Source organism: Ulvibacter sp. 2210JD10-4 (genome assembly GCF_058148525.1).
This window is the reverse complement of the sequence record NZ_JBYVJZ010000001.1, coordinates 247162-271831: the sequence shown is the minus strand read 5'-3', so window position 1 is coordinate 271831 and position 24670 is coordinate 247162. Positions and strand designations below refer to the sequence as shown.

The window sequence follows — 24670 nt, the reverse complement described above, 5'->3', positions numbered from 1 at the left end:
ATAGTATAACAATAAGTTCAACAACTAATAGGCTTTTGCTTAATGAACTCCCCAGTTTATATTTACAAAAGCCCTTAGCTGTCTTTTCATTAATTTAACGGGTCAAAAATTCTGCTTTTCTCCCGTATACACAAGCTTAGTTGCCGACCATTCATGAATTAATAGTCGTAATTCATGAATGGCGAGTTCTTAAATACTTTATAATTATCAGATAAACAGAAGTTAAGGAGTAGTTCGTCGCAAATAGCCTGTTTGCCCTAAGGAATGGATAAATCCCTTAAGGAAATTTTCTAATTTTAATTGGAAAATAAATATCAATGAAACTATTTCTGGTATTAGCTATTTTTTTTATACCTATAGTGATACAAGTTCAAGGTCTTCCGGAAGATTTATTAGTCAAAAAGGAGGATAAAGAAATACTTCTCTCTCTTAATAGAGCCGGGAACACCCTTTTTGAAATAGACGATACATATGAAAACTACGATCGCAGTTTTGGTATAAATCCGGCTAAAGAACATAAAACACCAAAACTTCTTGAGGAAAAAGAAAAATTGATTGCAAGTCTTTTGCAGAAACATAAAGACTTCAAGGTGATAAGCTTGAACATACTTATTTTATTAGTTACAAGTGTTTTGAGCTTGTTATATTACTTTAGAACACAGCTATTGTATAAAAAGAGGTTTGAAGAATTGATCATACAAAGTGAAAGCCAGGCTACTATAGCTAACAAGCCCCGCAATACCTATAAGAATAAAATTCCGGAACAAATAATCGAGGAAATTTTGCATCAATTAGATGTTTTTGAATCTGAAAAAGGCTTTTTATCTCATGATGTTTCACTTCAGGAATTGGCGAAGTCTTTTAAAACAAACTCCAGGTATCTTTCCGGAGTTATTAATTTGATAAAGAAAAAGAACTTTTCAAATTATATTAATGACCTTAGGTCCGAATTTGCATATAAAAAGCTTGCCGACAGCAATTTGTTTAGAAAGTATTCTATTAAAGCGATTGCATATGATTGTGGTTTTAAAACCGATGCATCTTTTTCTAAAGCCTTTTATAAAAAATATGGAATATTCCCTTCTAATTATTTAAAAGGCCTGGAAAAGAATTCAATTTAAAGTTCTTTTATATTTTTATAGAGAAAATCTACATCTATGAAATTTACGCTAGCCCTGGTTTTAGCTTTAATCTCTATAACGATTTATGCTCAGGATTTCTCTGAAGAACGTTTAAATAAAATGGAGTACGAAGAGTTGCTGACCTTTTTCAACGAAGTTGGTGAAGACTCTGTCAAGCAGGAAAAAATAGCCAGAGCCTATTTAAACCGGGCCCGAAAAGAAAAAGACACTATTAAAATGGCCAGGGGGTATGACCGATTGGCAAGAATATTCCATCCGGAAAAAAATATACAGTTTGCGGACAGTGTCATTGCACTCACCAAAGATATGGATCATATTACATATCCTGCTTTAGCTTTTATGATAAAAGGACATGAATATTATCTCTTAAATAATTTACCATTTTCTACAGAAAATTTTTTAGAGTTATATAATTTAGCAGTCAAAAATGAAAATATACAGCAACAAGTATTTATGCTGTATTACTTAATTTATTTAAAGGCTATATGGGGGAATAAGAGAGAAGCTTTAAATCTTCAAAAGAAGAGACATGAAATCATTATAGGAGAAAATTATATAAGTGAATTGAAAAATTCTACAAGAAAAGATGCTCAAATAGATTTGGAACAGTTGTATTTAATTGAGAAAATATCTTCATTAGAGAATTTTGCATTTTGTTACTTAAATATAAAAAACACTGATTCAACAGCTTATTACCTTGAAAAGGCAACTTCAGAAATAAAGGAGTATAATTGGATAGATAAAAGTGACCATTTGAGATGGTTGTCAGAAGCTAGAATAGAGCTGTATTATCAAAATAAAGAATATTATAAAGCAATTGATTTAACGGATACAATGTTTTCCAATTTTAAGAACCTGTATTTAGACACAAAAATGAATCTGCATTTAATAAAAGGGCTTTCTTTATTGGAATTAGGGAAGGAGTCAGAAGGAATAGTCTCTTTAAAAAAGGCAGATTCAATATTTAGTAATTCTAAATTAATATTTCAGCCTTTTGATAGAAAGCTATTTGAAAAACTATACGAGTATTATACTAAGAAGAATATTGCAGAAAAAAGGGTTGAGTATTTAAACAAATTGATTCAAGTAGACAGTATTTTTAAGGTCAATTATCAATATTTTGAGCCTACCATGATAAAAACACTTGAAACCCCAAGGCTACTTGCAGAAAAAGAAAGACTTATTGCAGATCTTGAACAGAAGAATAAAAAATCTCAAAATCTGGGATGGGTAGCTTTATTCTTTTTGGTTGTTAGTTTAGCCGGGTTGGCCTATTATGCCAGACGACAATACATATTTAAGAAAAGGTTCGAAGTTTTGATGCTCCAAAAGGATAAACCTGCTAAACAAAAAAAAAATCATTACTACTAAGATATCTTCAGAATCTACCAATGAAATTTTAGATAAATTGGATACTTTTGAATCTGAAAAAGAATTTTTGTCTCATGATGTTTCACTTCCGGAACTGGCGAAGTCTTTTGGAACCAATCCCCGGTATCTTTCCAGGGTGATCAATCTTGAAAAGGAAAAAAATTTTTCAAATTATATTAACGACCTGCGAATTGAATATGCGTTTAAGGAGCTTGGGAACAATCATTTGTTTAGAAAATTCTCTATTAAAGCCATTGCGTATGATTGTGGTTTTAAAACAGCCGAATCTTTTTCGAGAGCTTTTTATAAAAAATATGGAATATTCCCTTCATTCTACATAAAAAGCCTTAAGAAGAAGTTGGCCTAATTTCCTTCTTTCTGTATCTGTACATCCTGGACCGTAGCTTTTGCCTCACAGTTCTCTATAACAATTTTTAAGTTCTTTTGTAAGACCTCTCCTTTGATAACATATAGTTTACATGAATCCAGTTGGGTATTGCTCTCTGAAAATAATACATCTCCCTCACGAAGTAGTGCTGAGATGGATGAAGTATCCAGTTGATTGTCAGCTAATACCTGTAGGGTGTTTTTCGAAAAATGGCGTTCTTTGATCCTAATGTTTTTAAGGGTACGTGCATTAGGGCTGTAATCGCAGGAAGCTTTTTTTCCTCCTAAAAAGAAAAAAAGGATAATTAGGCCAATAGTAAAACCTCCCAAATAGTAGGCAATACGATAAATAAGTTTCATATAATTTTAAAAAATGAGTAGGTTAATATCGCTATACGACATATCAAACCAGTCGGCTACGGCCTTATTGGTTAAAATACCACGGTAAAAATACAAACCATTTTTTAAACCATTGTCAAAACGTATAGCATTTTCTAACCCTCCACACTCTGCAATTTCAAGCAAATAAGGAGTAAAAATATTACTTATGGATATAGAAGCGGTTTTAGGGTAGCGTGCCGGAATATTGGGTACACCGTAATGTATCACATCGTATTTAATATGTGTGGGTTCATTGTGAGAAGTCATTTCGGTGGTTTCAAAACAGCCCCCCATATCAACGCTTACGTCTATGATGACAGCTCCTTTTTTCATGTTTTCTACCATGGTCTTTGTAACAACAATAGGAGAGCGGTTATTCCCTCTAACAGCTCCAATAGCAACATCACAACGTCTTAAAGCTTTTATTAAATTCTTTGGCTGAATAGTAGATGTATAGAGTGTACGCCCCACATTGCTTTGTAAATTTCTAAGTTTAGTGATGGAACTGTCAAAAACTTTTACATTAGCACCCAATCCTAAAGCAGAACGGACTGCAAATTCTCCAACAGTCCCGGCTCCAATGACTACCACTTCTACCGGTGGAACACCACTAATGTTTCCAAAGAGAAGGCCGTTTCCTTTTTCGGCATTTACCATCAGTTCTGCGGCGATCAACACCGAAGCTGTCCCGGCAATTTCACTCAAAGCTTTGACAGCTGGATAGCTATGGTCTTCATCTTTTATAAATTCGAACGCAAGTGCTGTGATCTTCTTTTTTGCCAATGTCTGAAAATATTCTTTTTGCTGTGTTTTAAGTTGTATGGCAGAAATTATGACCGTTTTGGGATTGATAAGTTTGAGCTCTTCCTGTTTAGGGGGTTCTACTTTTAAGATGATAGGGCATCCAAATACCTTTTTTGTGTCTTTTGTTATTTGGGCTCCGGCATCACTATAATCTCTATCACTAAATCCGGCTTCATTCCCTGCGCCACTCTCAAGTAATACTTTGTGACCATGAGCTACAATGGCACCTACTGCATCCGGGGTAAGGCAAATACGTTTTTCCTGAAAATAGGTTTCTTTGGGTATGCCAATAAAGAGTTCTCCTTTTTGTCTTGAAATTTCCAATGTTTCTTCTTGCGGAAGGAGTTGTGCTTTGGTAAAGGGTGACTTAGGCTTTGCCATAGGATATTAAGGTTGGTAGCACCAAGTTACGTATTTAATTCTGAATTTTGAAAAGTAACTATTAACGAAACAGGTCTTTGATCTGCTGCCAGGTAGATTTTTTTTCCATGAGTTCTTCTTCAAAGGTTGTTAAATCGTTACCACTTATTCTGTTAAATAATTTAGCACGGATCAAATAAACTGCAGGAACAATAACTAACATCAGGGGAACGAGATAGTATAGCTCTAATTCATCTAAGTTATTACTTTCGTTAATTACACCCCATAACTGGAAGGCATACATGGCGATTGGGACCAAAATGATCCAGTGCCACCAGTGTCTGCAAGTAAAAAACCATAAAAGAAGTAAATAAAGAGGAATTGCCTTACCTGTAAAATACCATGCAAATGAGTACCAGTCAGGAAAACTTGTAGTTATGGTAAATAGGTAAGTCTCCCATACTTTTGAAGTAGGGAGACTTTTATATGAGTAGAACAAAAATGGAGAAATTGCTACTAGTAAAACAATTATACCTCCAACAACTAATGATTTCCTATCCGTTTTGTAACGGCTTGAGGTTTTTATCGACTTGCTGTTCTGTTTGTCCATCTTCTACGCTTTCCGGAGTACAAGAAATAAATAGTCCAGCCCCGAAAATTGCAACGATTAAAAAGTACTTAGTTAATTTCATAATACATGTTTTTTTGTGAGGTTTATCATACAAACCTAGTATTAAAAAAGACAAGTATTTAAACTAAGTTCTCCGTATCTTTATAAGTTACCTTTTTGGCAAATAAAAACCTCTTAAAAAGTACTGCGATTTGGGACGAGTATTTAAAAGTTGACTTAGTTTTTTATGAAATTTCGTTACAATTTATTTCACTGGCATTATACTTAATGTTCTACTTCCGTTTAAGTTTTTTGTTAGTTTTATTGCTGTGCCTTCCTCTGGTAACAGGGATTCTACTTTCTGTGGCCATTCAATTAAATTCCAATGCCCGGAAAAAAAATAATCCTCTATTCCAATATCCATTGCCTCTTCTTCATTATTCAAACGATAAAAATCAAAGTGGTATAATACGTCATCTTCTGTTTGATGTTCATTTACAATAGAAAATGTCGGGCTATTAAGCACTTCTTTAACGCCAAGTTTTTTTGCAAGTTCTTTTATAAGCGTAGTCTTACCTACTCCCATTTCACCGTAAAGTAAAAGGGTCTTATTAGTTAATCCTGATAGCACTCTTCCGGCTACATCTGGTAAATCTTGAAGCGTATAGGTTAATTGCATATCCTTGGGTTACGAGCAAATATATAATAATTTCTCGATTATTAACAAAAATTTCCGTTTATCTGCATAAAGAGAAGAATATTCTTACAAATTTATTTAGGCTCTAACACTGCAAATGGAATGACCATCTCTTCCAGAGACACTCCACCATGCTGATACGTATTCCTATAATACCCTACATAATGATTGAAGTTATTTGGATACGCAAAGAACAGATCTCCTTTTGCAAAAATATAGGAGCTGCTCATATTTATTGTCGGTAAGTGTATTGTTTTAGGGTCTTTAGCTGCTAAAACATCTTTTTGATCGTAGGTTAAACTTTTACCGGTTTTGTACCTTAAATTTAAACTGGTGTTCTTATCACCAATCACTTTCGAAGGATTTTTCACATTGATCGTTCCATGATCGGTCGTGATAATCAATTTAAATCCTAATTGAGCTGCTTGCTGAATTATTTCCATTAAAGGAGAGTTTTTAAACCAGCTTTGAGTTAAAGACCTGTATGATTTATCATTTGATGCTAGCTCTTTGATCACTTCCATCTCTGTTTTTGAATGAGAAAGCATGTCTACAAAATTGTATACTACAACTGTAAGATCTTCATTTTTATGCTTTTTAAAGTTTTCGACTAATCTTCTTCCCTGCTTCAGACTTGAAATTTTGTGATAGCTCCAATTTAAATTAAGTCCTAAGCGTTTTAACTGTGCTTCCAAAAATTTATCCTCATACATATTCTTTCCACCTTCTTCTGTATCATTAAGCCAGTAATTTGGATGCAATTTTTCCATATCGCTTGGCATTAAACCCGAAAAAATTGCATTACGGGCATATTGAGTTGCAGTAGGGAGAATACTATAGAATAATTCTTCGTTTGTTTTTTTATAGATACCACTTATAAAGGGTTCAAAGGCTTTCCATTGGTCATAGCGCAGATTATCCACAACGACTAAAAGTGTTTGTTGCCTGTCTTTTATCTGCGGAACTATTTTTTCCTTAAACAAAGTATGCGACATAATAGGCGCATCGTTGTTGTTTTCAAACCATAATGGATAATTCTTATCAATGAACTTGCAAAATTGATTGTTTGCTTCGGTCTTCTGTGACTCTAAAATTTCAAACATCCCACTATCCTCAATATCTTCAAGTTCCAGTTCCCAATACACCAATTTTTGATATAACTCTGACCAGCCTTCATAACTATTAATCATAGACATATCCATAGCTATCTTTCTAAACTCTTGCTGATAGTTTGAAGTTGTTTTTTCTGAAATCAATCTTGAGTGATCCAGGTTCTTTTTCAAACTCAATAAAATTTGATTCGGATTTACTGGTTTAATCAAATAATCAGCAATCTTCGACCCAATAGCTTCCTCCATAATATATTCTTCTTCACTTTTTGTGATCATTACTACGGGAAGTGATGCTCTTTGTTCCTTTATTTCTGCCAAAGTTTCTAAACCTGTAAGCCCCGGCATGTTCTCATCTAAAAAAACGATGTCAAAATTCTGATTCTTTATTTCAACTAGAGCTTCGGTGCCACTTTGGGCAGTGGTCACTTTATAGTTTTTATTTTCAAGAAAAATAATGTGTGGTTTTAATAAATCTATCTCGTCGTCTACCCAAAGTACTTTAATGTCGCTCATATATGTATATTTGTTATTGTGGAGGTGTATTATGTCCCTGAATTTTTTATTTGGTATCAAAATTAGTTCCGAAATACCCCATAAAAATACGTAACACTATTAATTAAAAGTTAAAGTTTGAATTCCAACAACAAACTCAAGTTAATAAACGATCCTATCTATGGTTTTATTACCATACCCAATTCCTTAATCTTTAAATTAATTGAACATCCTTATTTTCAGCGGTTGCGAAGAATTTCACAGATGGGAATGTCTTATTTGGTATACCCCGGAGCGCACCATACACGTTTTCACCATGCCTTGGGGGCCATGTCTCTAATGCAAAAAGCAGTACATGTATTGCGTTTAAAGAATGTTCAGATCTCTGAGGCAGAAGAAGAGGCATTGTGTATTGCTATATTGTTGCATGATATTGGGCATGGACCTTTTTCTCACGCAATGGAACACAGTATTGTAGAAAGTGTTAGTCATGAGTATATTTCTTTATTATTCATGGAAGAATTGAATCGCCAATTTGATAATAAATTGACACTTGCTATTACGATCTTTAAAAATGAATACGAACGAAAGTTTTTACACCAGCTTATTTCAGGGCAGTTGGATATGGACCGTCTTGATTATTTACGCAGAGATAGTTTTTATACGGGAGTGCAGGAGGGAAGCGTAAACTCTCAGCGACTTATCGCTATGCTTAACGTATACCAGGATACCTTAGTTGTTGAAGAGAAAGGTATATATTCTGTGGAAAAATTTATAATCGCCAGGCGTTTTATGTATTGGCAGGTATACCTGCATAAGACCGGGATAGTAGCAGAACAATTATTAATGAATTTGTTGAAGCGTGCGAAGGAGCTTACTCATAAAGGAGCAGCCTTGGCGGCAAGTGACGCATTGGCATTTTTTCTGAATACCACTATAACAAAAGAAGACTTTAATAAAGATGTACTAAATACTTTTTCAAAATTGGACGATTACGATATTGTGTCAGCAATGAAAACATGGACCTCACATGAGGATTTTGTACTACGAAATATTTCGGAAATGCTTTTAAGCAGAGACTTACTGAAAATAAAAATTAAAAAGAAACCATTCGGTTTAGATAAAATAAAAGAGAAACGCGAGGTACTCAGTAAAAAGTATCAACTCACAGAGGCAGAAGCGTCCTATTTTGTTTTTGACGGAGAAATCGAAAACCTTGCCTATAGGATGGATAAGGATGCAATTTATCTTTTTACGAAAAGTGGAAAGTTAGTGGACGTAGCAAAAGCAAGCGATCAATTAAACTTGAAGGCACTTTCTAAAACAGTGGTTAAATATTATCTCTGCTATCCGAAACCTAAATACTAAACCTTTTTTTCTATTTTTGCAGGATGCAGGTAAAACACAAAGTACATTATAGTATACTATATTTTTGGTTAAGTTGTGTCTGGCTGCGTTCTGAAAATAGTAACAACTTTTTTTAATGAAATTTACAGCAGCCCAGATAGCAGGTATATTAGAAGGTGAAGTTGACGGAAATGAAAACGTTGAAGTGTCTAAACTTGCGAAGATCGAAGAAGGTACAGCCGGAAGTCTTACTTTTCTTGCAAACCCAAAGTATACACATTATATTTATTCAACACAGGCCTCTATTACAATTGTAGATAAAGATTTTGTTCTGGAAAATACTGTCTCAACAACTTTAATTAGAGTTGAGAACGCATATAACGCATTTTCAAAACTTCTGGAATATTATAATCAAGTAAAGATGAATAAAACGGGAATAGAACAACCCGTTTTTGTTTCCGAAAGTGCTTCCTATGGAGAGAACACATATTTAGGTGCTTTCTCATATATAGGTGAAAATGTAAAAATAGGGGACAATGTAAAGATCTTTCCAAATGCTTACATTGGAGATAATGTAGATATAGGGGACAATGTGGTGGTTTTTGCCGGTGCTAAAATCTATTCGGAAAGTATTATAGGAAAAAATTGTGTCATCCACAGTGGAGCTATAGTAGGTGCAGATGGTTTTGGCTTTACCCCTAATGACAAAGGGGAGTATACTAAAGTACCACAAACCGGAAATGTAATTTTAGAGGAAAATGTTGATATTGGGGCCGGAACAACAATTGACCGGGCCACTTTAGGTTCTACAGTGATAAGAAAAGGGGTGAAACTGGATAATCAGATCCAGATTGCACATAATGTAGAGATAGGTGAAAATACTGTAATTGCAGCACAGACAGGCATTGCTGGTTCTACTAAAATTGGAAAAAATTGTATGATTGGCGGGCAGGTAGGTATTGTAGGACACTTAACTATTGGTGATAATGTACGTATACAAGCTCAAAGTGGTATAGGTAGAAATGTAAAAGATAATGAAACATTGCAAGGCTCTCCGGCACTTAATTACGGTGACTATAATAAGAGCTATGTGCATTTTAAGAACCTTCCCAAGATCATAGAGCGATTTAATACTTTTGAAAAAAATATAGATAATGACTGATTGTATGGTAAAACAACGTACGATAGATAAAGAAGTAACCCTTAAAGGTGTTGGATTACATACCGGAAAAGAGGTAACCTTAACTTTTAAACCTGCCCCAGAAAATCATGGCTATGCCTTTGTACGAGTTGATCTGGAAGGAAACCCCGTGATCGAAGCTGATGCTTCTTATGTTGTTAATACACAACGAGGAACTAATCTGGAAAAATTGGGGGTAAAAATACAAACCTCAGAGCATGTGCTGGCTGCACTGGTTGGTATGGAAGTTGACAATTGCTTAATAGAACTAAATGCTTCCGAACCACCTATTATGGATGGATCTTCGAAGTTTTTTGTAGAAGCTATTGATAAGGCAGGGATCGTAGAGCAAAATGCTCCCAGAGAGGAATATATTGTAAAAGAAGTTATTACATATGTAGATGAAGAAACCGGTAGTGAAATAACCGTTATTCCTTCAGAAGAATATCAGGTTACTACTATGGTAGACTTTGGCACTAAAGTTTTAGGTACTCAAAATGCCTCATTGAAACATCTTTCAGATTTTAAAGAAGAAATTGCAGATGCACGTACTTTTAGTTTTCTTCATGAAATTGAAATGCTATTGGAACATGGCTTAATAAAAGGAGGAGATCTTAATAATGCGATAGTATATGTAGATAAAGAACTTTCTCCGGAGACCATGAAAAAGCTACGGGTGGCCTTTAGAAAGGATGAAATTTCTGTAAAACCAAATGGAATTTTGGACAACCTGACCTTACACTATCCTAATGAAGCGGCCAGGCATAAGCTATTGGATGTTATTGGAGACTTGGCATTAATTGGTACGCGTATACGCGGAAAGGTAATTGCTAACAAACCGGGACATTATGTAAATACTCAATTTGCCAAGAAGCTTTCAAAATTGATAAAAATTGAAAGCAGAAATAAAATTCCACATTTCGATGTGACAATACCTCCGGTAAAGGACGTGAACCAAATAATGGACATGTTGCCACACAGACCTCCTTTTTTATTGGTGGATAAGATTTTAGAACTTTCAGACACACATGTGGTAGGACTTAAAAATGTTACCATGAACGAGCCATTCTTTATGGGGCATTTCCCTGGTGCACCAGTTATGCCCGGGGTCCTTATTGTTGAAGCTATGGCGCAAACAGGAGGTATTTTGGCTTTAAGTACGGTACCGGATCCGGAGAATTACCTTACTTTCTTTATGAAGATCAATAACGTAAAGTTTAAACAACAGGTAAATCCGGGTGACACATTGATCTTTACTCTAGAATTGATCACACCCATCCGCAGAGGGATTGTACATATGAAAGGTAATGCTTATGCAAATAACCGTTTAGTCACTGAAGCAGAACTAATGGCTCAAATTGTTAAAACAAAAAACACGTAAATGAATCAACCTTTAGCATACGTCCACCCGGGCGCAAAAATTGCCAAAAATGTAGTAATAGAACCTTTTACTACTATACATAGTAATGTGATAATTGGCGAGGGAACCTGGATTGGTTCTAACGTGACGATTATGGAAGGAGCTCGTATAGGTAAGAACTGTAATATTTTCCCCGGAGCGGTAATTTCTGCAATCCCACAGGATCTAAAATTTCAAGACGAAGAAACTACTGCCGAAATAGGCGACAATACAACCATTCGTGAATATGTAACTGTAAACAGAGGTACCATAGACCGTGGAAAGACTGTGATTGGTAAAAACTGCCTTATCATGGCATACTGCCACATTGCACATGACTGTTTTGTAGGTGATAATTGTATTTTTTCAAACAATAGTACTTTAGCCGGCCACATTACAGTAGGAGATTTTGTGATATTAGCAGGAATGACTGCTGTACACCAGTTTTGTATGATCGGTAATCATGCGTTTGTAACCGGAGGATCTTTAGTCCGTAAAGACGTACCACCTTATGTAAAAGCAGCTCGGGAACCTCTTTCATATGTGGGGATCAATTCTATTGGCTTACGCCGAAGAGGATTTAGTCCTGAAAAGATCAGGGAGATTCAGAATATCTATAGATTATTGTATCAAAGAAATTATAACAATACACAAGCAGCTGAAATCATTGAAGCTGAAATGGAAGCAACTCCAGAACGAGATGAAATACTTCAGTTCATTAAAAATTCCAAGCGCGGAATTATGAAAGGGTATTTTAGCTCTAACTAGAAAACTTCACCAAAAAACAGAAATAAGAATATGGCAACTACCTCAGATATTAGAAAAGGATTGTGTATTAAATACAATCATGATATTTATAAAATAATTGAGTTTTTACATGTAAAACCAGGGAAAGGCCCTGCTTTTGTTCGTACAAAACTAAAAAGTGTCACTTCTGGGAAAGTTATTGATAATACTTTTTCCGCAGGGCATAAAATTGATGATGTTCGTGTGGAGACTCACAAATTCCAGTATTTGTACAATGAAGGCGATACCTATCATTTCATGAATACAGAGGACTATTCGCAGATACAGCTTCAAAAAGACACACTGGACACACCAGAACTAATGAAAGAAGGCGAAGTGGTAACTGTGATTATTAATTCTGAAGACAATGCACCACTTTCTGTAGAAATGCCTCCACATGTTATTTTAGAAGTAATTTCAACAGAACCGGGAGTTAAAGGAAATACTGCTACAAATGCTACAAAACCTGCTAAGGTTGAAACCGGAGCCGAAGTAAACGTCCCTCTTTTTATAAATGAAGGGGATAAAATACGTATCGATACCGAAAAGGGGCAATACCAAGAGCGTATAAAAGAATAACGCAGCGGTAATGAAAAAGAGCATTGAAGAAATTGCCCAAACCGAAGCAGAGTACTGGAATGAAAATAAGTTAGAGCGTACAAAAATTAAAAAACTTAGAAGGCACGCTTTTTATTACTCTTACAAACGTGAAGCGAAGATCATTGATGAGATTGTTGAAACCTTCACAGATAAAGAACTTTTAGAAATTGGTTCTCACTCCTGGATGGCCTGGATTAAAAACAAAGTAGTTCCCGGGAAGATTACTTGTATCAATATTTCTGAAGTAGAACTGGATAAAGGAGCAATAAATGCTAAAAGCCTTCCTTTTGAGATTGACTTCCATTTAATGGATGCCAACAACCTTACATTTCCGGATGCTTCTTTTGATATTGTCTACGGAGGTGCGATACTTCATCATTTAGACATCGAAAAGTCCGTAGGCCACATCCACAGAGTACTAAAACCAGGCGGTTATATCTTGTTTACCGAACCACTTAACATAAACCCTATTTATAAGATCTACAGGAAATTAAACCCTAAAGAGCGTACTCCCGATGAACATGCTTTGGTTTCAAAAGATTTTAAATTAATTAGAGAAAAGTTTACATTCGACCATTATTTTTTTGACTTCTTTAGTGTTATTTTTGGCTATATTGCATTAAAAATCTACGGTGATAAAAACCATGGTAATTGGATCAATAGATTTGGGTACTATTTGGATGTATTTTTTTCAAAAATTCCTTTTTTACATTTTTTATTTGCAAGAGTTATCATATACGGAAAAAAAAGGTAGTTTTATATTATGAAATTTCCACATCCACATACACTTGAAGAAATAGCCACAATTATAAGGAGTGATTATGTGGGAGATGCAGATTTCCCTGTCTTGGGGATGAATGAGATCCATGTAGTACAACGCGGGGATATTGTTTTTGTAGACCATCCTAAATATTATGATAAAGCACTGCATTCCCAGGCTACTGTTATCCTTATCAATAAAAAAGTAGATTGCCCCAGAGGGAAAGCTCTATTGATTTCAGATGATCCTTTCCGGGATTTCAATACATTAACAAACTACTTTAGACCTTTTAAAGCTGCGGCTGCAGTTATTTCAGAATCTGCCGTGATTGGAAAGAACACAGTGATACAACCCAATGCTTTTGTAGGGAATAATGTTGTTATAGGGGATAATTGTATAATTCATTCAAATGTTTGTATTTATGACCACACGATCATTGGTGACAATGTGACCATACACTCGGGAAGTGTTTTAGGTGCCGATGCTTTCTATTATAAAAATCGCCCGGAAAAATTTGATAAACTTCTTAGTGGGGGTAATGTGGTCATTAAAGATAATGTTGACATTGGTGCCTTATGTACCATTGATAAAGGAGTAAGCGCTTCCACAATAATAGGAGAGGGGACCAAACTGGATAATCAGGTACATGTAGGTCATGACACTGTTATTGGAAGTCGTTGTTTAATAGCTTCTCAGGTTGGAATCGCCGGATGCGTTTTAATAGAGGATTTTGTTACCATTTGGGGACAAGTAGGTATTACCAGTGGGATCACAATTGGAGAGAAAGCAATTATTTCTGCACAAAGCGGCGTAAGCAAGTCTTTACCTGGACACAAATCTTATTTTGGTACACCTGCAGACGAATTCAGAAAAAAATATAAGGAATTAGCTTCTATACGATTGATTCCTGACATAATTGATAAACTTGATAAGATACAATGAGCAATAGGGCGAAAGAAGTAGTAAGAAATTTTTATAGTTCTAATATTCTAAAGGACGATTCAGTCTTAGAACATTTTTTTCATCCTGAGTTAGTACTGATCTGGAATAGTACCGATGGACTTACCATCATGAATTTTGATGACATTATAAACTTCTTTTCCGAGATTCGCCGCACATATCACGATCTTCGTGTTGAAGTAAGTCATTTATTGGCAGATGATAACCATGTAACCATTCGTTACAAATACTATATTCGCACTATCGAAAACCCTGATGAAGAACTGGGAATAGCTCATTTCATTGCGATTTGGGAAGTAAAAGACGATAAGTTGTATCGTGGATATCAGGTAAGTCAACCGGTAACGGATAAAGACGATACAAATGAATCTTACCATAAGGTTAAAGTGTAATTTCCTTTAAAAACTTCAGTAAAAAGTCTACATTTGCAGCCTTATTATATCATAAAAAATCAATAAAAAACATGAGTGTTTTAGTCAATAAGGATTCAAAAATAATTGTACAGGGTTTTACAGGTAGTGAAGGTACTTTTCATGCCGAACAAATGATCGAGTATGGAACCAATGTAGTAGGAGGTGTAACGCCCGGTAAAGGAGGTCAAGAGCATTTGGACAAACCTGTTTTTAATACAGTAGAAGAAGCTGTAAAAGAAACGGGGGCGAACACCACCATTATTTTTGTTCCACCTGCATTTGCAGCAGATGCCATTATGGAAGCAGCCAATGCCGGAATTAAAGTGATCATTACCATAACCGAAGGAATACCTGTGGCAGATATGATCAAGGCTTCAGACTATTTGAAAGACAAAGATTGTCGCTTAATAGGCCCTAATTGTCCGGGAGTAATTACTCCCGGAGAGGCTAAAGTTGGTATCATGCCTGGTTTTGTATTTAAGAAAGGCCGGGTGGGAATTGTTTCTAAATCCGGAACACTTACCTATGAAGCTGCAGATCAGGTAGTAAAGCAAGGATTGGGAATAACTACAGCAATAGGAATTGGGGGAGACCCTATCATAGGAACTACTACAAAGCAAGCTGTAGAGCTATTGATAAACGATGAAGAAACTGAAGCTGTAGTAATGATTGGAGAGATTGGCGGACAATTGGAAGCCGATGCTGCAAATTGGTACAAAGATAGCGGAAGTAAAAAACCAATTGTTGGCTTTATCGCAGGAGAAACTGCTCCTGCAGGGCGTACTATGGGCCATGCCGGAGCAATTGTAGGAGGAAGTGATGATACGGCTCAGGCAAAAAAGAAAATTATGCGTGAATGTGGCATCCACGTTGTAGATTCTCCCGCAGAAATAGGCAAAAAAATAGCAGAAGTTTTAGGATAAACAATGCTATAAAATATTTAGGAGCCTCTTAACAAAGTTGAGAGGCTTTTTTTATGGCAAAGCCGAAGTGATTTCCTATATTTGAAAGTATTCAAAAACTAAGACAAACAATGAAATTATTAGAAGGTAAAACAGCGATTATTACAGGGGGGAGTCGTGGCATAGGTAAAGGAATTGTAGAAGTATTTGCAAAGCATGGCGCTAATGTGGCGTTTACTTATAGCTCTTCGGCAGAAGCTGCGGAAGCTTTAGCGAAAGAAGTTTCTAATGAAGGTGTAAAAGTGAAGGCTTACCAAAGTGATGCAGCCAATTTCGAACAATCCCAGGAACTGGCAGCTGAAGTACTGGAAGAGTTTGGCAGTATTGATATATTGATCAACAATGCAGGAATTACTAAAGATAATCTGTTGATGCGTATTTCTGAAGAAGACTTTGATAAAGTAATTGAAGTGAATTTAAAGTCTGTCTTTAATATGACCAAAGCTGTGCAACGTACCATGTTGAAACAGCGTAAAGGTTCCATTATTAATATGAGTTCTGTTGTAGGTTTAAAAGGAAATGCAGGGCAGACCAATTATGCTGCTTCTAAAGCAGGAATTCTTGGATTTACAAAATCTGTTGCTTTGGAATTAGGTTCAAGAGACATTCGTTGTAATGCTATTGCTCCCGGATTTATAGAAACTGAAATGACCGGGAAACTGGACGAAGCTACAGTACAATCATGGCGAGAAGCTATTCCGTTAAAGCGTGGCGGGTCTCCCGAAGACATTGCTAATGCATGCGTATTTTTGGCGAGTGATCTGTCTGCATATATAACAGGACAGGTTTTAAATGTTGATGGAGGAATGCTTACCTAATACATGACCGCAGAAACAATACTATATATAATAATTGCCGGCGTGATTTCCCTCTCGCTGGCTTTATTTATGTACGTTTATAAAACAAAGTATAAAGGGGCCTTACGATGGTTGTTTGGAATTCTTCGTTTTATAGCTTTATTTTCTATTTTGTTGCTGCTAATCAATCCAAAATTTAAAAGTACTACCTATACGGTCCAAAAACCAAAATTACCTGTATTGGTCGATAATTCGGTATCGGTAAAGGAGTTGGGTCAAGCACAAAATGTTTCAGCATTGGTTACTCAACTAAAGGATAATTCTGACCTTAATGATAAGTTCGACCTCTCTTTTTTTAGCTTTGGAAGCGATTTTAGAGATAATGACTCCTTATCTTTTACAGAGATCAATACCAATATTTCAAAAGCACTTTCTTCGGTAGATCAATTATTCAAAAATGAAATTGCTCCCACTTTATTGATCACCGACGGCAACCAGACACTGGGGAATGATTATGAGTTTTCAGTCGTAACAAATAAAAACCCTGTATATCCAGTAATTCTTGGAGATTCTATTAAATACACCGATTTAAAAATTGAACAACTCAATACCAATAGATATGCGTTTTTAAAGAATCAGTTTCCTGTAGAAGCAATTTTAGTTTACAATGGAACCAGTACGGCAAACTCTCAATTTATAGTTTCACAGGGAGCAACGATGGTGTATCGGCAAAATGTTACTTTTTCTGAAACTGATAATACAAAAACATTGTCCTTTACACTACCGGCTTCGAGTGTTGGACTTTTAAAGTATACGGCACAGATAGTTCCTTTAGATGACGAAAAGAATAAAGTGAATAATAGCAAGCGTTTTGCCGTAGAAGTAATTGATCAGGCTACAAATGTGCTAATAGTAAGTAAAATAATTCATCCGGATCTGGGCGCATTAAAAAAGGCAATTACCTCAAACGAACAGCGAACAATTACTGTAAAAAGACCAAGTGAAGCAGCATCAGTAATTAATGACTATCAATTGATCCTTCTATATCAACCGGATAGAAGCTTCTCTTCTGTATATCGAGAGATTGAAAAATTAAAGAAAAATACTTTTGTAATTACCGGCCTTCAGACAGACTGGAACTTTTTAAATTCAATTCAAAAGAACTATAGTAAAAATGTAACCAATCAAGCTGAAGATGTTTCCGGAGAACTCAATCTTAACTACGGTACTTTTGCTGTTGAGGATATTGGATTTAATGAGTTCAGACCTATAAAAACACTTTTTGGAGATCTGGAAATTTTAGTTCCTCATGAAGTACTTTTGGAGCAATCCATTAACGGTTTTTTGAGTGAAAGCACAATGCTGGCCACTATGGAAATAGATGGGGAGAGAGATGCTATATGGGATGGGGAAGGGCTTTGGAAATGGAGAGCGCAATCTTTCCTGGAACATAATGATTTTCAGAAATTTGACAATTTCGTTGGGAAATTAGTTCAATATCTAGCGTCCAACAAGCGTCGTAGCAGACTGGAAGTAACAAGCGAAACCTTTTATTATAATAATAATCCGATTCGGATTTCGGCCCAATATTTCGATCAAAACTTTGTGTTTGACTCTCGTGCTTCACTAAATGTTACAGTGGTTAATACGGAGAACAATACACGTACTGTTTTCCCGATGCTGTTAAAGAATAACTTTTACGAAGTAGACCTAAACAGCCTCCCGGCAGGGGAATATAAATATACCGTTTCCGTTCAGGACGAAACCGTAGCACGTAGTGGCAACTTTACAATTTTAGATTTCAATGTTGAACAACAGTTTTTAAATGCGAACGTAACAAAACTTGGTAGAGTAGCGACTAATACAAGCGGAAAAGCCTTTTTCATTACCGAAACCCAAAAATTAGTAGAAGAACTTCTTGGAGACGAAAGGTTTCAGCAAATACAAAAAAGCGAACAAAAAGTAGTACCTTTAATCGATTGGAAATACCTGTTGGCACTCATCGTTTTTGTGCTGGCTTCGGAGTGGTTCATTAGAAAATATAATGGACTTATATAACCTTAAAAAACAGTAATCTCATGGAAAAATTACCAAAAATAGGAATCCCCGTAATTATCGTCCTTATCATTCTAATTGTAGTAATTGCAAAATCTGCCGTTACCATTGGCTCCGGAGAAGCCGGAGTACTTTACAAAACTTTTAGTGGAGGTGTGGTAACAGATCAACCACCATTAGGTGAAGGTTTTCATCTTGTAGCTCCCTGGAACAAAGTTTATATATATGAAGTAAGGCAACAGGAACTATTTGAGCAAATGAAAGTACTTTCTTCCAATGGACTTGAAATTCAAATTGATGCTTCTGCGTGGTTTCTACCGATTTATAATGATTTGGGAAACTTACATCAAACACTTGGAGAAGGCTATTTACAACGTGTAATACAGCCGGCGATTCGCAGTGCTGCCAGAAGTGTTGTAGGACGTTATACTCCGGAACAATTGTATAGCAGCAAACGAGATGTTATACAGGAAGAAATCTTTGCAGAAACCAAGAAGATACTTGATAAGCAATTTGTTCAATTAAACGAAGTACTGGTGCGTGATGTTACCTTACCAAATACTATAAAAGATGCTATTGAGCGTAAACTAAAGCAAGAACAAGAATCTCTGGAATACGAATTTAGGTTGGTAACTGCTGCTAAAGAAGCAGAAAAAGTAATCATTGAAGCACAAGGAAAAGCAGATGCAAACCGGATTTTGAGTGCTTCTCTTACTGATAAGATCTTACAGGATAAAGGGATCGATGCTACTTTGGAATTAGCAAAGTCACCAAATTCGAAAATAGTGGTAGTTGGATCCGGTGACAGTGGATTGCCTCTGATCTTAGGAAACAATTAGACAAAGAAATTTTTATGAATAAATACAAAAGCTTCAAGGTGGGAACCTTGAAGCTTTTTAGTTAACCAACACTTGACAAAACAAACAAATTATCTGGTAACTGTACCTGTAGGGAAAGAACCTAAGTTTTGGTTAAATGTATGAATATCCGGAGCGGTACCATTTCCTGCTACTACAGCAAGTGGTTTTAGTACAAAAGGAGCTGGGCTGTTGTCCGGCACCGGTTCAATGCTAATTACAACAGTTCTTCCACGTATATCCAGAGGAAATGTTTCACCGGAAGGAGCGTTGTTAAAGAAATCTTCTCCCGGAATTGGAGGGCCTAATTGTTCTGTTCCACCAAAGCTTGTACTTGCTCCAGTATTATCATCCATAGTATCAAAGGAAGAAAATGTTCCTGTAGATAGAGGCCCTGCATCTCCTACTACCCATCCTTCATAGATCCATCCATCCGGCAGTGTGGGCAAAGTAAAATTAGGAGTAGGAGGAGCTCCCGGTGTTCCAAACCATATTCCACTTTCGTCATTACCATTGTTTGCACTACCTGGTGCTTCATCAGTAGGGGAACGGAGGAAAAAAGTCCCGGCAGCATTACTAAAATCACCTATTGCAGGAGCAACGCTTGTAGATACTGCAGCTGAGTTTCCGCTAAAATCTCCTGCAATTAGTTTTTGCGCCGAAGGAGCAGGGTCCGGGTCTGGATTAGGCTCAATAGTTAAAATGAACTTTGTAGCAGCGTCTAAGGTTTCGGTTAGTACTTCAAAAGAAGTAGCAGAAGGGGTTCCGGATGCATCTACAGTAAACGTCCCTGTAGATACCGGTGATCCATTCACCAATATCCATCCTTCGTATGCAAATCCAGAACCTACATCTTCTAATCCCGATAAACTTAATACAAGATTAGATGTTGTGTCTTGTGGAGTGCCATCGTCATCGCTAGAACAGCTGGTGGTAAATCCAACTGTAATTACCATTAATAATAAAACAAGTTTTTTCATCTTTTTCATAGTTTAATAATTGTTTATTGTTGTTTTTCAAATATGTTACGACAAAGTACCATAAGGAGTATTGCGATAGGTTCACAGAAACATAACTTTTTTGTGATAGATTTTAAGAAAGATTTGAAGCAATATAGCTTGTATTTACAGGGCTTTGCCAGTATATTAGGCTTCTCAATGATTTCAAACTTGAACTAAAACATACCATTTTGTGATACTTTTGTGATACTTAAATAGTCATTTCGTATTTAAATGAAAAAGGTTTTAATAATAGAAGACGACAAGGAGATCATCAATTTAATTGAGATTCACCTTAAAGATATAGATTGTGAGGTTATAAAGGCTTACAATGGTAAAGATGGATTAGATCTGGCTCTTACAGAAAACCCGGATCTTGTAATTCTGGATATTTCCATGCCGGTAATGGACGGTTTTGAAGTATGCAAGCAAATAAGAGCTAAGCAAAGTACTCCGGTTATAATGTTAACTGCAAAAAGTGAAGAGATTGATAGGGTACTTGGATTAGAAATAGGTGCTGACGATTATATAACAAAACCATTTAGTGTTCGGGAATTTATTGCAAGAGTAAAGGCAGTTTTCAGAAGAACTAAAATGGACCGTGATGAAACTAAAAAAGGAATCCGTCCCGAATTAAAGTTTAAGGGACTTACCATTAATGTAGAAAAAAGAAAAGTGATGCAAAATGGCCAACGAATTGAGCTTTCCCCAAAAGAATTTGAATTACTTACTCTAATGGCTTCTAACCCCGGGAAAAGCTATAGCAGATCAAACTTACTGAGCCTTATTTGGGGATATGATTTTGAAGGCTATGAACACACGGTCAATTCACATATCAACCGGTTACGAGCTAAAATAGAACCCGAAATGGCACAACCCACCTATATTATAACTACTTGGGGTGTTGGCTATAAATTTAACGAAGATATAGAGATGCTAGGATGAAAAATAAAACGCTTTCAAATAAACTAATAACAAAGTTGAGTATTTCATTTCTGTTAATTATTGTATTAATGGGAATCACATATGTATTGATCTCGCTTTACTTCAGTAATAAGTTCTACGAAGAAACGGCACAAAAATTAAATGCAAATGTCGCCAATCACCTGATCGAAGAAAAATTTCAGAATGCATCTCCTTTCCTGGAAGATGGAAGTGTAAATAAACCTCTGTTTGGGGATATTATGCATGATATGATGGCCGTAAATAGGGGCATTGAAGTGTATTTGTTGGATATGAACGGAGAAGTTTTATATTCTGTTGTTCTGGATCATTCAAATCCAAATGAACCGGTCAAGAAAGTAGACTTAACACCTATTAACGAGTTTATTTCAAACAAAGGAAACTTATACATTCGTGGTAATGACCCTCGAAACCCTGGTGAAGAGAAGATATTTTCTGCTGCATATTTTCAAAAGGATGGACAGGAAGGCTTTATCTATATTGTTTTAGCCGGTGAGGTGTACCAAGCAGTTAATAGCTCACTGGTTTCCAGCTATTTTATGAAATTAGGTGTTGGAGCATCTGTTCTTACAATGATTTTCGCAATTTTAATTGGATGGCTGAGTGTTTGGTTTTTAACTAAGAACCTACGATCCATTATTTATCATGTAAATCGATTCAGAGAAGGAGATACAAACAGTAGAATTGCCAATCCGGAGAAATCTGATTTGTCGACATTGGCGATTACATACAACCAGATGGCAGATACTATTTCACAAAATATAGAGGAAATAAAATCTGTAGATGTACTTCGTAGAGAATTGATAGCCAACGTGTCTCATGATTTGCGTACTCCTTTGGCAATAATGCAGGGTTATATTGAAACGCTCCAGATCAAAAAAGAAAGTTTAAACGATGAGGAAGAAATGGAGTATATCAAAATTATTGAAAAGAACATTAAACAACTTACAAAACTAGTTTCACAACTGTTTGAATACTCCAAGCTGGAGGCTAAACAAATAAAGCCGCAAAAAGAACCTTTTGCTATAACCGACCTTATTTATGATGTGCAATCAAAATATAAAGTTATCGCTAAGGAAAAGAATATTCACTTGGATGCTAATGTGATAGGTAATACGCCCTTAGTTTTTGCAGATATAGGACTTGTAGAACGAGTTATTCAGAATTTGATGGACAATGCCATCAAATTTACACCAGAGAATGGACAAATTGATATGATCGTAAATCATGATTATGAAAATGTTACTATCAAAATAAAAGACTCTGGTCCGGGTATTAGCGAAGAAGAACAGAAATTTATTTTTGAACGATTTAGACAAACCGAATCAAAAGAAAAGAAAACGGGTATTGGTCTGGGATTGGCAATTGTAAAGAAAATAATAGAATTGCATGGGACTAATATTAAAATTAGTAGTGAACCCAATAAAGGAAGTATATTCGAATTTTATTTACCGGCATACTCAGTAAGTTGACCTATTTAGTTAGTTTTTCTTTTTCCAAAGCCTGAAAATAATGAAAGCAGAAGTTACAGCTATAGCAATCAGGATAATTGCTCCGGTCATATTCCCATAAATAATATAACCTGTTGCAAAAAGGGAAGCATAAACAAACAAAATTCCCAAAAGCATGGAAGCCAGATCAATCGTAAAGACGTCATTGGTTGTTTTTAATTCAATATTTTGCTGTGAAGCGATTTTTTTAAAGGGCTTCCAGCCATTTCCATAAGGAGTTACCGTATTGTAAAAGTTTCCTAAAGTCCTGGAATCTGTCGGGCGGGTTAACAAAGTAACTACAATCCAGCTTATAGTAGTTATAGCTACTCCGTAGACTAGCTTTTCATAGTCTTCGAGGCCTAATTCAGTAAATTCAAAAAACAAAGCCACCACAAAAGAAACGATCATTCCGGTAATTTCACTATAAGCATTTACACGCCACCAAAACCATCTTAGAATAAAAATAAGTCCTGTTCCGGCTCCAATTTGTAATAAGATAGCAAAAGTACTTAAAGCGCTACTCAACGCCAGTGCAATTAATGCAGCCAGGATCATTAAAACTACAGTTGAGAGTCTTCCAATATTTACCAATTCTTTTTCGGAGGCTTCAGGTTTTACAAAACGCTTATAGAAATCGAGAGAAATGTATGAGGAACCCCAATTCAGATGTGTAGAAATGGTACTCATAAATGCAGCGATCAATGATGCTACCACCAATCCAAGTAAGCCTGCCGGTAAATTGGTGAGCATTGCCGGATACCCTAGATCGTGACCCAATACAGCATTAGGAAATTCATTTCCAATATCCGAAAGTTGTGGATACAATATTAAAGATGCCAACGCGATGATGATCCAGGGCCAGGGGCGTAGCGCATAGTGAGCCACATTAAAAAGGAGGGTGGCACCTATCGCATTCTTTTCATCTTTAGCTGAAAGCATTCGTTGTGCAATATAACCACCGCCACCGGGCTCAGCTCCCGGGTACCATACACTCCACCATTGAACAGCAATTGGAATTATCAATAAGACGAGCAAAGATTTTGTATCATTAAAATCCGGAAGAAAATTTAGTTTCCCCGAAACATTTTCGTGAGTGAGCAAGCCTTCAAGTCCTCCAATTTCCGGCATGGTCACTATATAATATGCTGCCCAGATGGAGCCGATCATGGCTACAATAAATTGTAAAAAGTCTGTAAAGATAACGCCACGAAGGCCGCCAATTGAACTATACAAAACAGTTACGATCGAAGCATATAATACACATTCCCACGGAGCCAGATCAAAAAGAATCCCTCCAATCTTTATAGCTGCTAGACATACGGATGCCATAATCATTACATTGAAAAAAACACCCAGGTAAATGGCCCGAAAGCCTCTTAAAAAAGCAGCTTCTTTTCCACTATAGCGTAATTCATAAAACTGAAGATCTGTTAATACTTTTGACCGGCGCCAGAGCTTTGCATACACAAAAACAGTCAACATACCGGTAATTAAGAAGGTCCACCAAACCCAATTCCCTGAAACCCCGTTTTGGCGTACTATGTCAGTGACCAGGTTTGGTGTATCTGCCGAAAAGGTAGTAGCTACCATGGAAATACCCAATAACCACCAAGGCATATTTCGCCCGGAAAGGAAAAATTCTTTTGTATCCTTACCGGATCGTTTTGCAACAATGATCCCAATAATTAAAAAAACTGCAAAAAAGGAAAGGATGAGAATCCAGTCTAGGGAGGCTAACTTCATC

24 protein-coding genes are annotated in these 24670 nt (G+C 36.1%); 17 read left to right on the top strand and 7 right to left on the bottom strand.

Going from position 1 to position 24670, the window contains the following annotated elements; translation table 11 throughout:
• The first annotated feature begins 317 nt into the window (after positions 1-317).
• From ACY2RT_RS01335 to ACY2RT_RS01325, 3 genes are read left to right on the top strand one after another with little or no spacing between them, the layout of a single operon-like run.
• The gene (locus ACY2RT_RS01335) at positions 318-1121 is read left to right on the top strand and encodes a helix-turn-helix domain-containing protein (protein ID WP_490154067.1); all 804 of its coding nucleotides are present in this window, start codon (positions 318-320) and stop codon (positions 1119-1121) included.
• A gap of 36 nt (positions 1122-1157) precedes the next feature.
• A complete protein-coding gene (locus tag ACY2RT_RS01330; protein WP_490154066.1) occupies positions 1158-2513 on the top strand; it encodes a hypothetical protein in 1356 nt (451 codons plus the stop codon).
• A 37-nt stretch (positions 2514-2550) separates the two neighbouring features.
• Positions 2551-2880, top strand: coding sequence for a helix-turn-helix domain-containing protein (locus ACY2RT_RS01325; protein ID WP_490154065.1), 330 nt, complete (start codon positions 2551-2553; stop codon positions 2878-2880).
• On the opposite strand, the gene ACY2RT_RS01320 is transcribed toward ACY2RT_RS01325, so the two are convergent.
• The 5 genes from ACY2RT_RS01320 to porX form a co-directional block, all read right to left on the bottom strand.
• A complete protein-coding gene (locus ACY2RT_RS01320; protein WP_490154064.1) occupies positions 2877-3260 on the bottom strand; it encodes a hypothetical protein in 384 nt (127 codons plus the stop codon). The genes ACY2RT_RS01325 and ACY2RT_RS01320 overlap by 4 nt on opposite strands.
• Positions 3261-3266: 6 nt before the next feature.
• Entirely contained in the window at positions 3267-4466 is a 1200-nt protein-coding gene (locus ACY2RT_RS01315; protein WP_490154063.1) for an alanine dehydrogenase, read from the bottom strand.
• A 61-nt stretch (positions 4467-4527) separates the two neighbouring features.
• On the bottom strand, positions 4528-5055 hold the full coding sequence (locus ACY2RT_RS01310; RefSeq protein ID WP_490154062.1) for a hypothetical protein: 528 nt from the start codon (positions 5053-5055) through the stop codon (positions 4528-4530).
• A gap of 265 nt (positions 5056-5320) precedes the next feature.
• Positions 5321-5734 carry a tRNA (adenosine(37)-N6)-threonylcarbamoyltransferase complex ATPase subunit type 1 TsaE gene (tsaE, locus tag ACY2RT_RS01305; RefSeq protein WP_490154061.1) on the bottom strand — a complete coding sequence of 138 codons (414 nt, stop codon included), beginning with the start codon at positions 5732-5734 and terminating at the stop codon, positions 5321-5323.
• 92 nt (positions 5735-5826) lie between these two features.
• Positions 5827-7377, bottom strand: coding sequence for a T9SS response regulator signal transducer PorX (gene porX / locus ACY2RT_RS01300; protein ID WP_490154060.1), 1551 nt, complete (start codon positions 7375-7377; stop codon positions 5827-5829).
• 117 nt (positions 7378-7494) lie between these two features.
• On the opposite strand from porX, the gene ACY2RT_RS01295 reads away from it, so the two are divergent.
• From ACY2RT_RS01295 to ACY2RT_RS01240, 12 genes are all read left to right on the top strand, one after another.
• On the top strand, positions 7495-8724 hold the full coding sequence (locus ACY2RT_RS01295; protein ID WP_490154059.1) for an HD domain-containing protein: 1230 nt from the start codon (positions 7495-7497) through the stop codon (positions 8722-8724).
• Between the two features lie 115 nt (positions 8725-8839).
• The gene (gene lpxD / locus ACY2RT_RS01290) at positions 8840-9865 is read left to right on the top strand and encodes a UDP-3-O-(3-hydroxymyristoyl)glucosamine N-acyltransferase (protein WP_490154058.1); all 1026 of its coding nucleotides are present in this window, start codon (positions 8840-8842) and stop codon (positions 9863-9865) included.
• Positions 9858-11264: a bifunctional UDP-3-O-[3-hydroxymyristoyl] N-acetylglucosamine deacetylase/3-hydroxyacyl-ACP dehydratase gene (locus ACY2RT_RS01285; protein WP_490154057.1), complete on the top strand. Its 1407-nt coding sequence runs from the start codon at positions 9858-9860 to the stop codon at positions 11262-11264. Before lpxD ends, ACY2RT_RS01285 begins: the two co-directional genes overlap by 8 nt.
• Positions 11265-12050 carry an acyl-ACP--UDP-N-acetylglucosamine O-acyltransferase gene (gene lpxA, locus ACY2RT_RS01280; protein WP_490154056.1) on the top strand — a complete coding sequence of 262 codons (786 nt, stop codon included), beginning with the start codon at positions 11265-11267 and terminating at the stop codon, positions 12048-12050.
• Between the two features lie 30 nt (positions 12051-12080).
• Entirely contained in the window at positions 12081-12647 is a 567-nt protein-coding gene (gene efp / locus ACY2RT_RS01275) for an elongation factor P (RefSeq protein WP_490154055.1), read from the top strand.
• A gap of 10 nt (positions 12648-12657) precedes the next feature.
• A complete protein-coding gene (locus ACY2RT_RS01270; protein ID WP_490154054.1) occupies positions 12658-13422 on the top strand; it encodes a class I SAM-dependent methyltransferase in 765 nt (254 codons plus the stop codon).
• A gap of 9 nt (positions 13423-13431) precedes the next feature.
• The gene (locus tag ACY2RT_RS01265) at positions 13432-14370 is read left to right on the top strand and encodes a UDP-3-O-(3-hydroxymyristoyl)glucosamine N-acyltransferase (protein WP_490154053.1); all 939 of its coding nucleotides are present in this window, start codon (positions 13432-13434) and stop codon (positions 14368-14370) included.
• The gene (locus ACY2RT_RS01260) at positions 14367-14780 is read left to right on the top strand and encodes a nuclear transport factor 2 family protein (RefSeq protein ID WP_490154052.1); all 414 of its coding nucleotides are present in this window, start codon (positions 14367-14369) and stop codon (positions 14778-14780) included. The genes ACY2RT_RS01265 and ACY2RT_RS01260 overlap by 4 nt, the downstream gene beginning before the upstream one ends.
• A 71-nt stretch (positions 14781-14851) precedes the next feature.
• On the top strand, positions 14852-15724 hold the full coding sequence (gene sucD, locus ACY2RT_RS01255; protein ID WP_490154051.1) for a succinate--CoA ligase subunit alpha: 873 nt from the start codon (positions 14852-14854) through the stop codon (positions 15722-15724).
• Between the two features lie 110 nt (positions 15725-15834).
• Entirely contained in the window at positions 15835-16581 is a 747-nt protein-coding gene (gene fabG / locus ACY2RT_RS01250) for a 3-oxoacyl-[acyl-carrier-protein] reductase (protein WP_490154050.1), read from the top strand.
• 3 nt (positions 16582-16584) lie between these two features.
• Positions 16585-18618: a VWA domain-containing protein gene (locus ACY2RT_RS01245; protein ID WP_490154049.1), complete on the top strand. Its 2034-nt coding sequence runs from the start codon at positions 16585-16587 to the stop codon at positions 18616-18618.
• Positions 18619-18638: 20 nt separating this feature from the next.
• Positions 18639-19454: a prohibitin family protein gene (locus tag ACY2RT_RS01240; RefSeq protein ID WP_490154048.1), complete on the top strand. Its 816-nt coding sequence runs from the start codon at positions 18639-18641 to the stop codon at positions 19452-19454.
• Positions 19455-19543: 89 nt separating this feature from the next.
• Here ACY2RT_RS01240 and ACY2RT_RS01235 read toward each other — a convergent pair whose 3' ends face one another.
• Positions 19544-20452, bottom strand: coding sequence for an anti-sigma factor domain-containing protein (locus tag ACY2RT_RS01235; RefSeq protein ID WP_490154047.1), 909 nt, complete (start codon positions 20450-20452; stop codon positions 19544-19546).
• Positions 20453-20704: 252 nt separating this feature from the next.
• On the opposite strand from ACY2RT_RS01235, the gene ACY2RT_RS01230 reads away from it, so the two are divergent.
• Complete coding sequence (locus ACY2RT_RS01230; protein ID WP_490154046.1) at positions 20705-21415, top strand: response regulator transcription factor; 711 nt, start codon at positions 20705-20707, stop codon at positions 21413-21415.
• The gene (locus ACY2RT_RS01225) at positions 21412-22905 is read left to right on the top strand and encodes a sensor histidine kinase (protein WP_490154045.1); all 1494 of its coding nucleotides are present in this window, start codon (positions 21412-21414) and stop codon (positions 22903-22905) included. Before ACY2RT_RS01230 ends, ACY2RT_RS01225 begins: the two co-directional genes overlap by 4 nt.
• Before the next feature lie 9 nt (positions 22906-22914).
• Here ACY2RT_RS01225 and ACY2RT_RS01220 read toward each other — a convergent pair whose 3' ends face one another.
• Positions 22915-24669 carry a sodium:solute symporter family protein gene (locus tag ACY2RT_RS01220; protein WP_490154044.1) on the bottom strand — a complete coding sequence of 585 codons (1755 nt, stop codon included), beginning with the start codon at positions 24667-24669 and terminating at the stop codon, positions 22915-22917.
• Position 24670 lies beyond the last annotated feature (1 nt).

Excerpts from the sequence above, each read along its gene's own strand:
- ACY2RT_RS01245 (WP_490154049.1), top strand. The coding sequence starts at position 16,585 with ATGACCGCAGAAACAATACTATATATAATAATTGCCGGCGTGATTTCC.
- ACY2RT_RS01260 (WP_490154052.1), top strand. The coding sequence starts at position 14,367 with ATGAGCAATAGGGCGAAAGAAGTAGTAAGAAATTTTTATAGTTCTAAT.
- fabG (WP_490154050.1), top strand. The coding sequence starts at position 15,835 with ATGAAATTATTAGAAGGTAAAACAGCGATTATTACAGGGGGGAGTCGT.
- ACY2RT_RS01220 (WP_490154044.1), bottom strand. The coding sequence starts at position 24,669 with ATGAAGTTAGCCTCCCTAGACTGGATTCTCATCCTTTCCTTTTTTGCA.
- ACY2RT_RS01270 (WP_490154054.1), top strand. The coding sequence starts at position 12,658 with ATGAAAAAGAGCATTGAAGAAATTGCCCAAACCGAAGCAGAGTACTGG.
- ACY2RT_RS01225 (WP_490154045.1), top strand. The coding sequence starts at position 21,412 with ATGAAAAATAAAACGCTTTCAAATAAACTAATAACAAAGTTGAGTATT.
- ACY2RT_RS01230 (WP_490154046.1), top strand. The coding sequence starts at position 20,705 with ATGAAAAAGGTTTTAATAATAGAAGACGACAAGGAGATCATCAATTTA.
- ACY2RT_RS01285 (WP_490154057.1), top strand. The coding sequence starts at position 9,858 with ATGACTGATTGTATGGTAAAACAACGTACGATAGATAAAGAAGTAACC.
- ACY2RT_RS01320 (WP_490154064.1), bottom strand. The coding sequence starts at position 3,260 with ATGAAACTTATTTATCGTATTGCCTACTATTTGGGAGGTTTTACTATT.
- ACY2RT_RS01265 (WP_490154053.1), top strand. The coding sequence starts at position 13,432 with ATGAAATTTCCACATCCACATACACTTGAAGAAATAGCCACAATTATA.
- sucD (WP_490154051.1), top strand. The coding sequence starts at position 14,852 with ATGAGTGTTTTAGTCAATAAGGATTCAAAAATAATTGTACAGGGTTTT.
- lpxA (WP_490154056.1), top strand. The coding sequence starts at position 11,265 with ATGAATCAACCTTTAGCATACGTCCACCCGGGCGCAAAAATTGCCAAA.
- efp (WP_490154055.1), top strand. The coding sequence starts at position 12,081 with ATGGCAACTACCTCAGATATTAGAAAAGGATTGTGTATTAAATACAAT.
- lpxD (WP_490154058.1), top strand. The coding sequence starts at position 8,840 with ATGAAATTTACAGCAGCCCAGATAGCAGGTATATTAGAAGGTGAAGTT.
- ACY2RT_RS01235 (WP_490154047.1), bottom strand. The coding sequence starts at position 20,452 with ATGAAAAAACTTGTTTTATTATTAATGGTAATTACAGTTGGATTTACC.
- ACY2RT_RS01335 (WP_490154067.1), top strand. The coding sequence starts at position 318 with ATGAAACTATTTCTGGTATTAGCTATTTTTTTTATACCTATAGTGATA.
- ACY2RT_RS01330 (WP_490154066.1), top strand. The coding sequence starts at position 1,158 with ATGAAATTTACGCTAGCCCTGGTTTTAGCTTTAATCTCTATAACGATT.
- ACY2RT_RS01240 (WP_490154048.1), top strand. The coding sequence starts at position 18,639 with ATGGAAAAATTACCAAAAATAGGAATCCCCGTAATTATCGTCCTTATC.
- porX (WP_490154060.1), bottom strand. The coding sequence starts at position 7,377 with ATGAGCGACATTAAAGTACTTTGGGTAGACGACGAGATAGATTTATTA.
- ACY2RT_RS01315 (WP_490154063.1), bottom strand. The coding sequence starts at position 4,466 with ATGGCAAAGCCTAAGTCACCCTTTACCAAAGCACAACTCCTTCCGCAA.
- ACY2RT_RS01310 (WP_490154062.1), bottom strand. The coding sequence starts at position 5,055 with ATGGACAAACAGAACAGCAAGTCGATAAAAACCTCAAGCCGTTACAAA.
- tsaE (WP_490154061.1), bottom strand. The coding sequence starts at position 5,734 with ATGCAATTAACCTATACGCTTCAAGATTTACCAGATGTAGCCGGAAGA.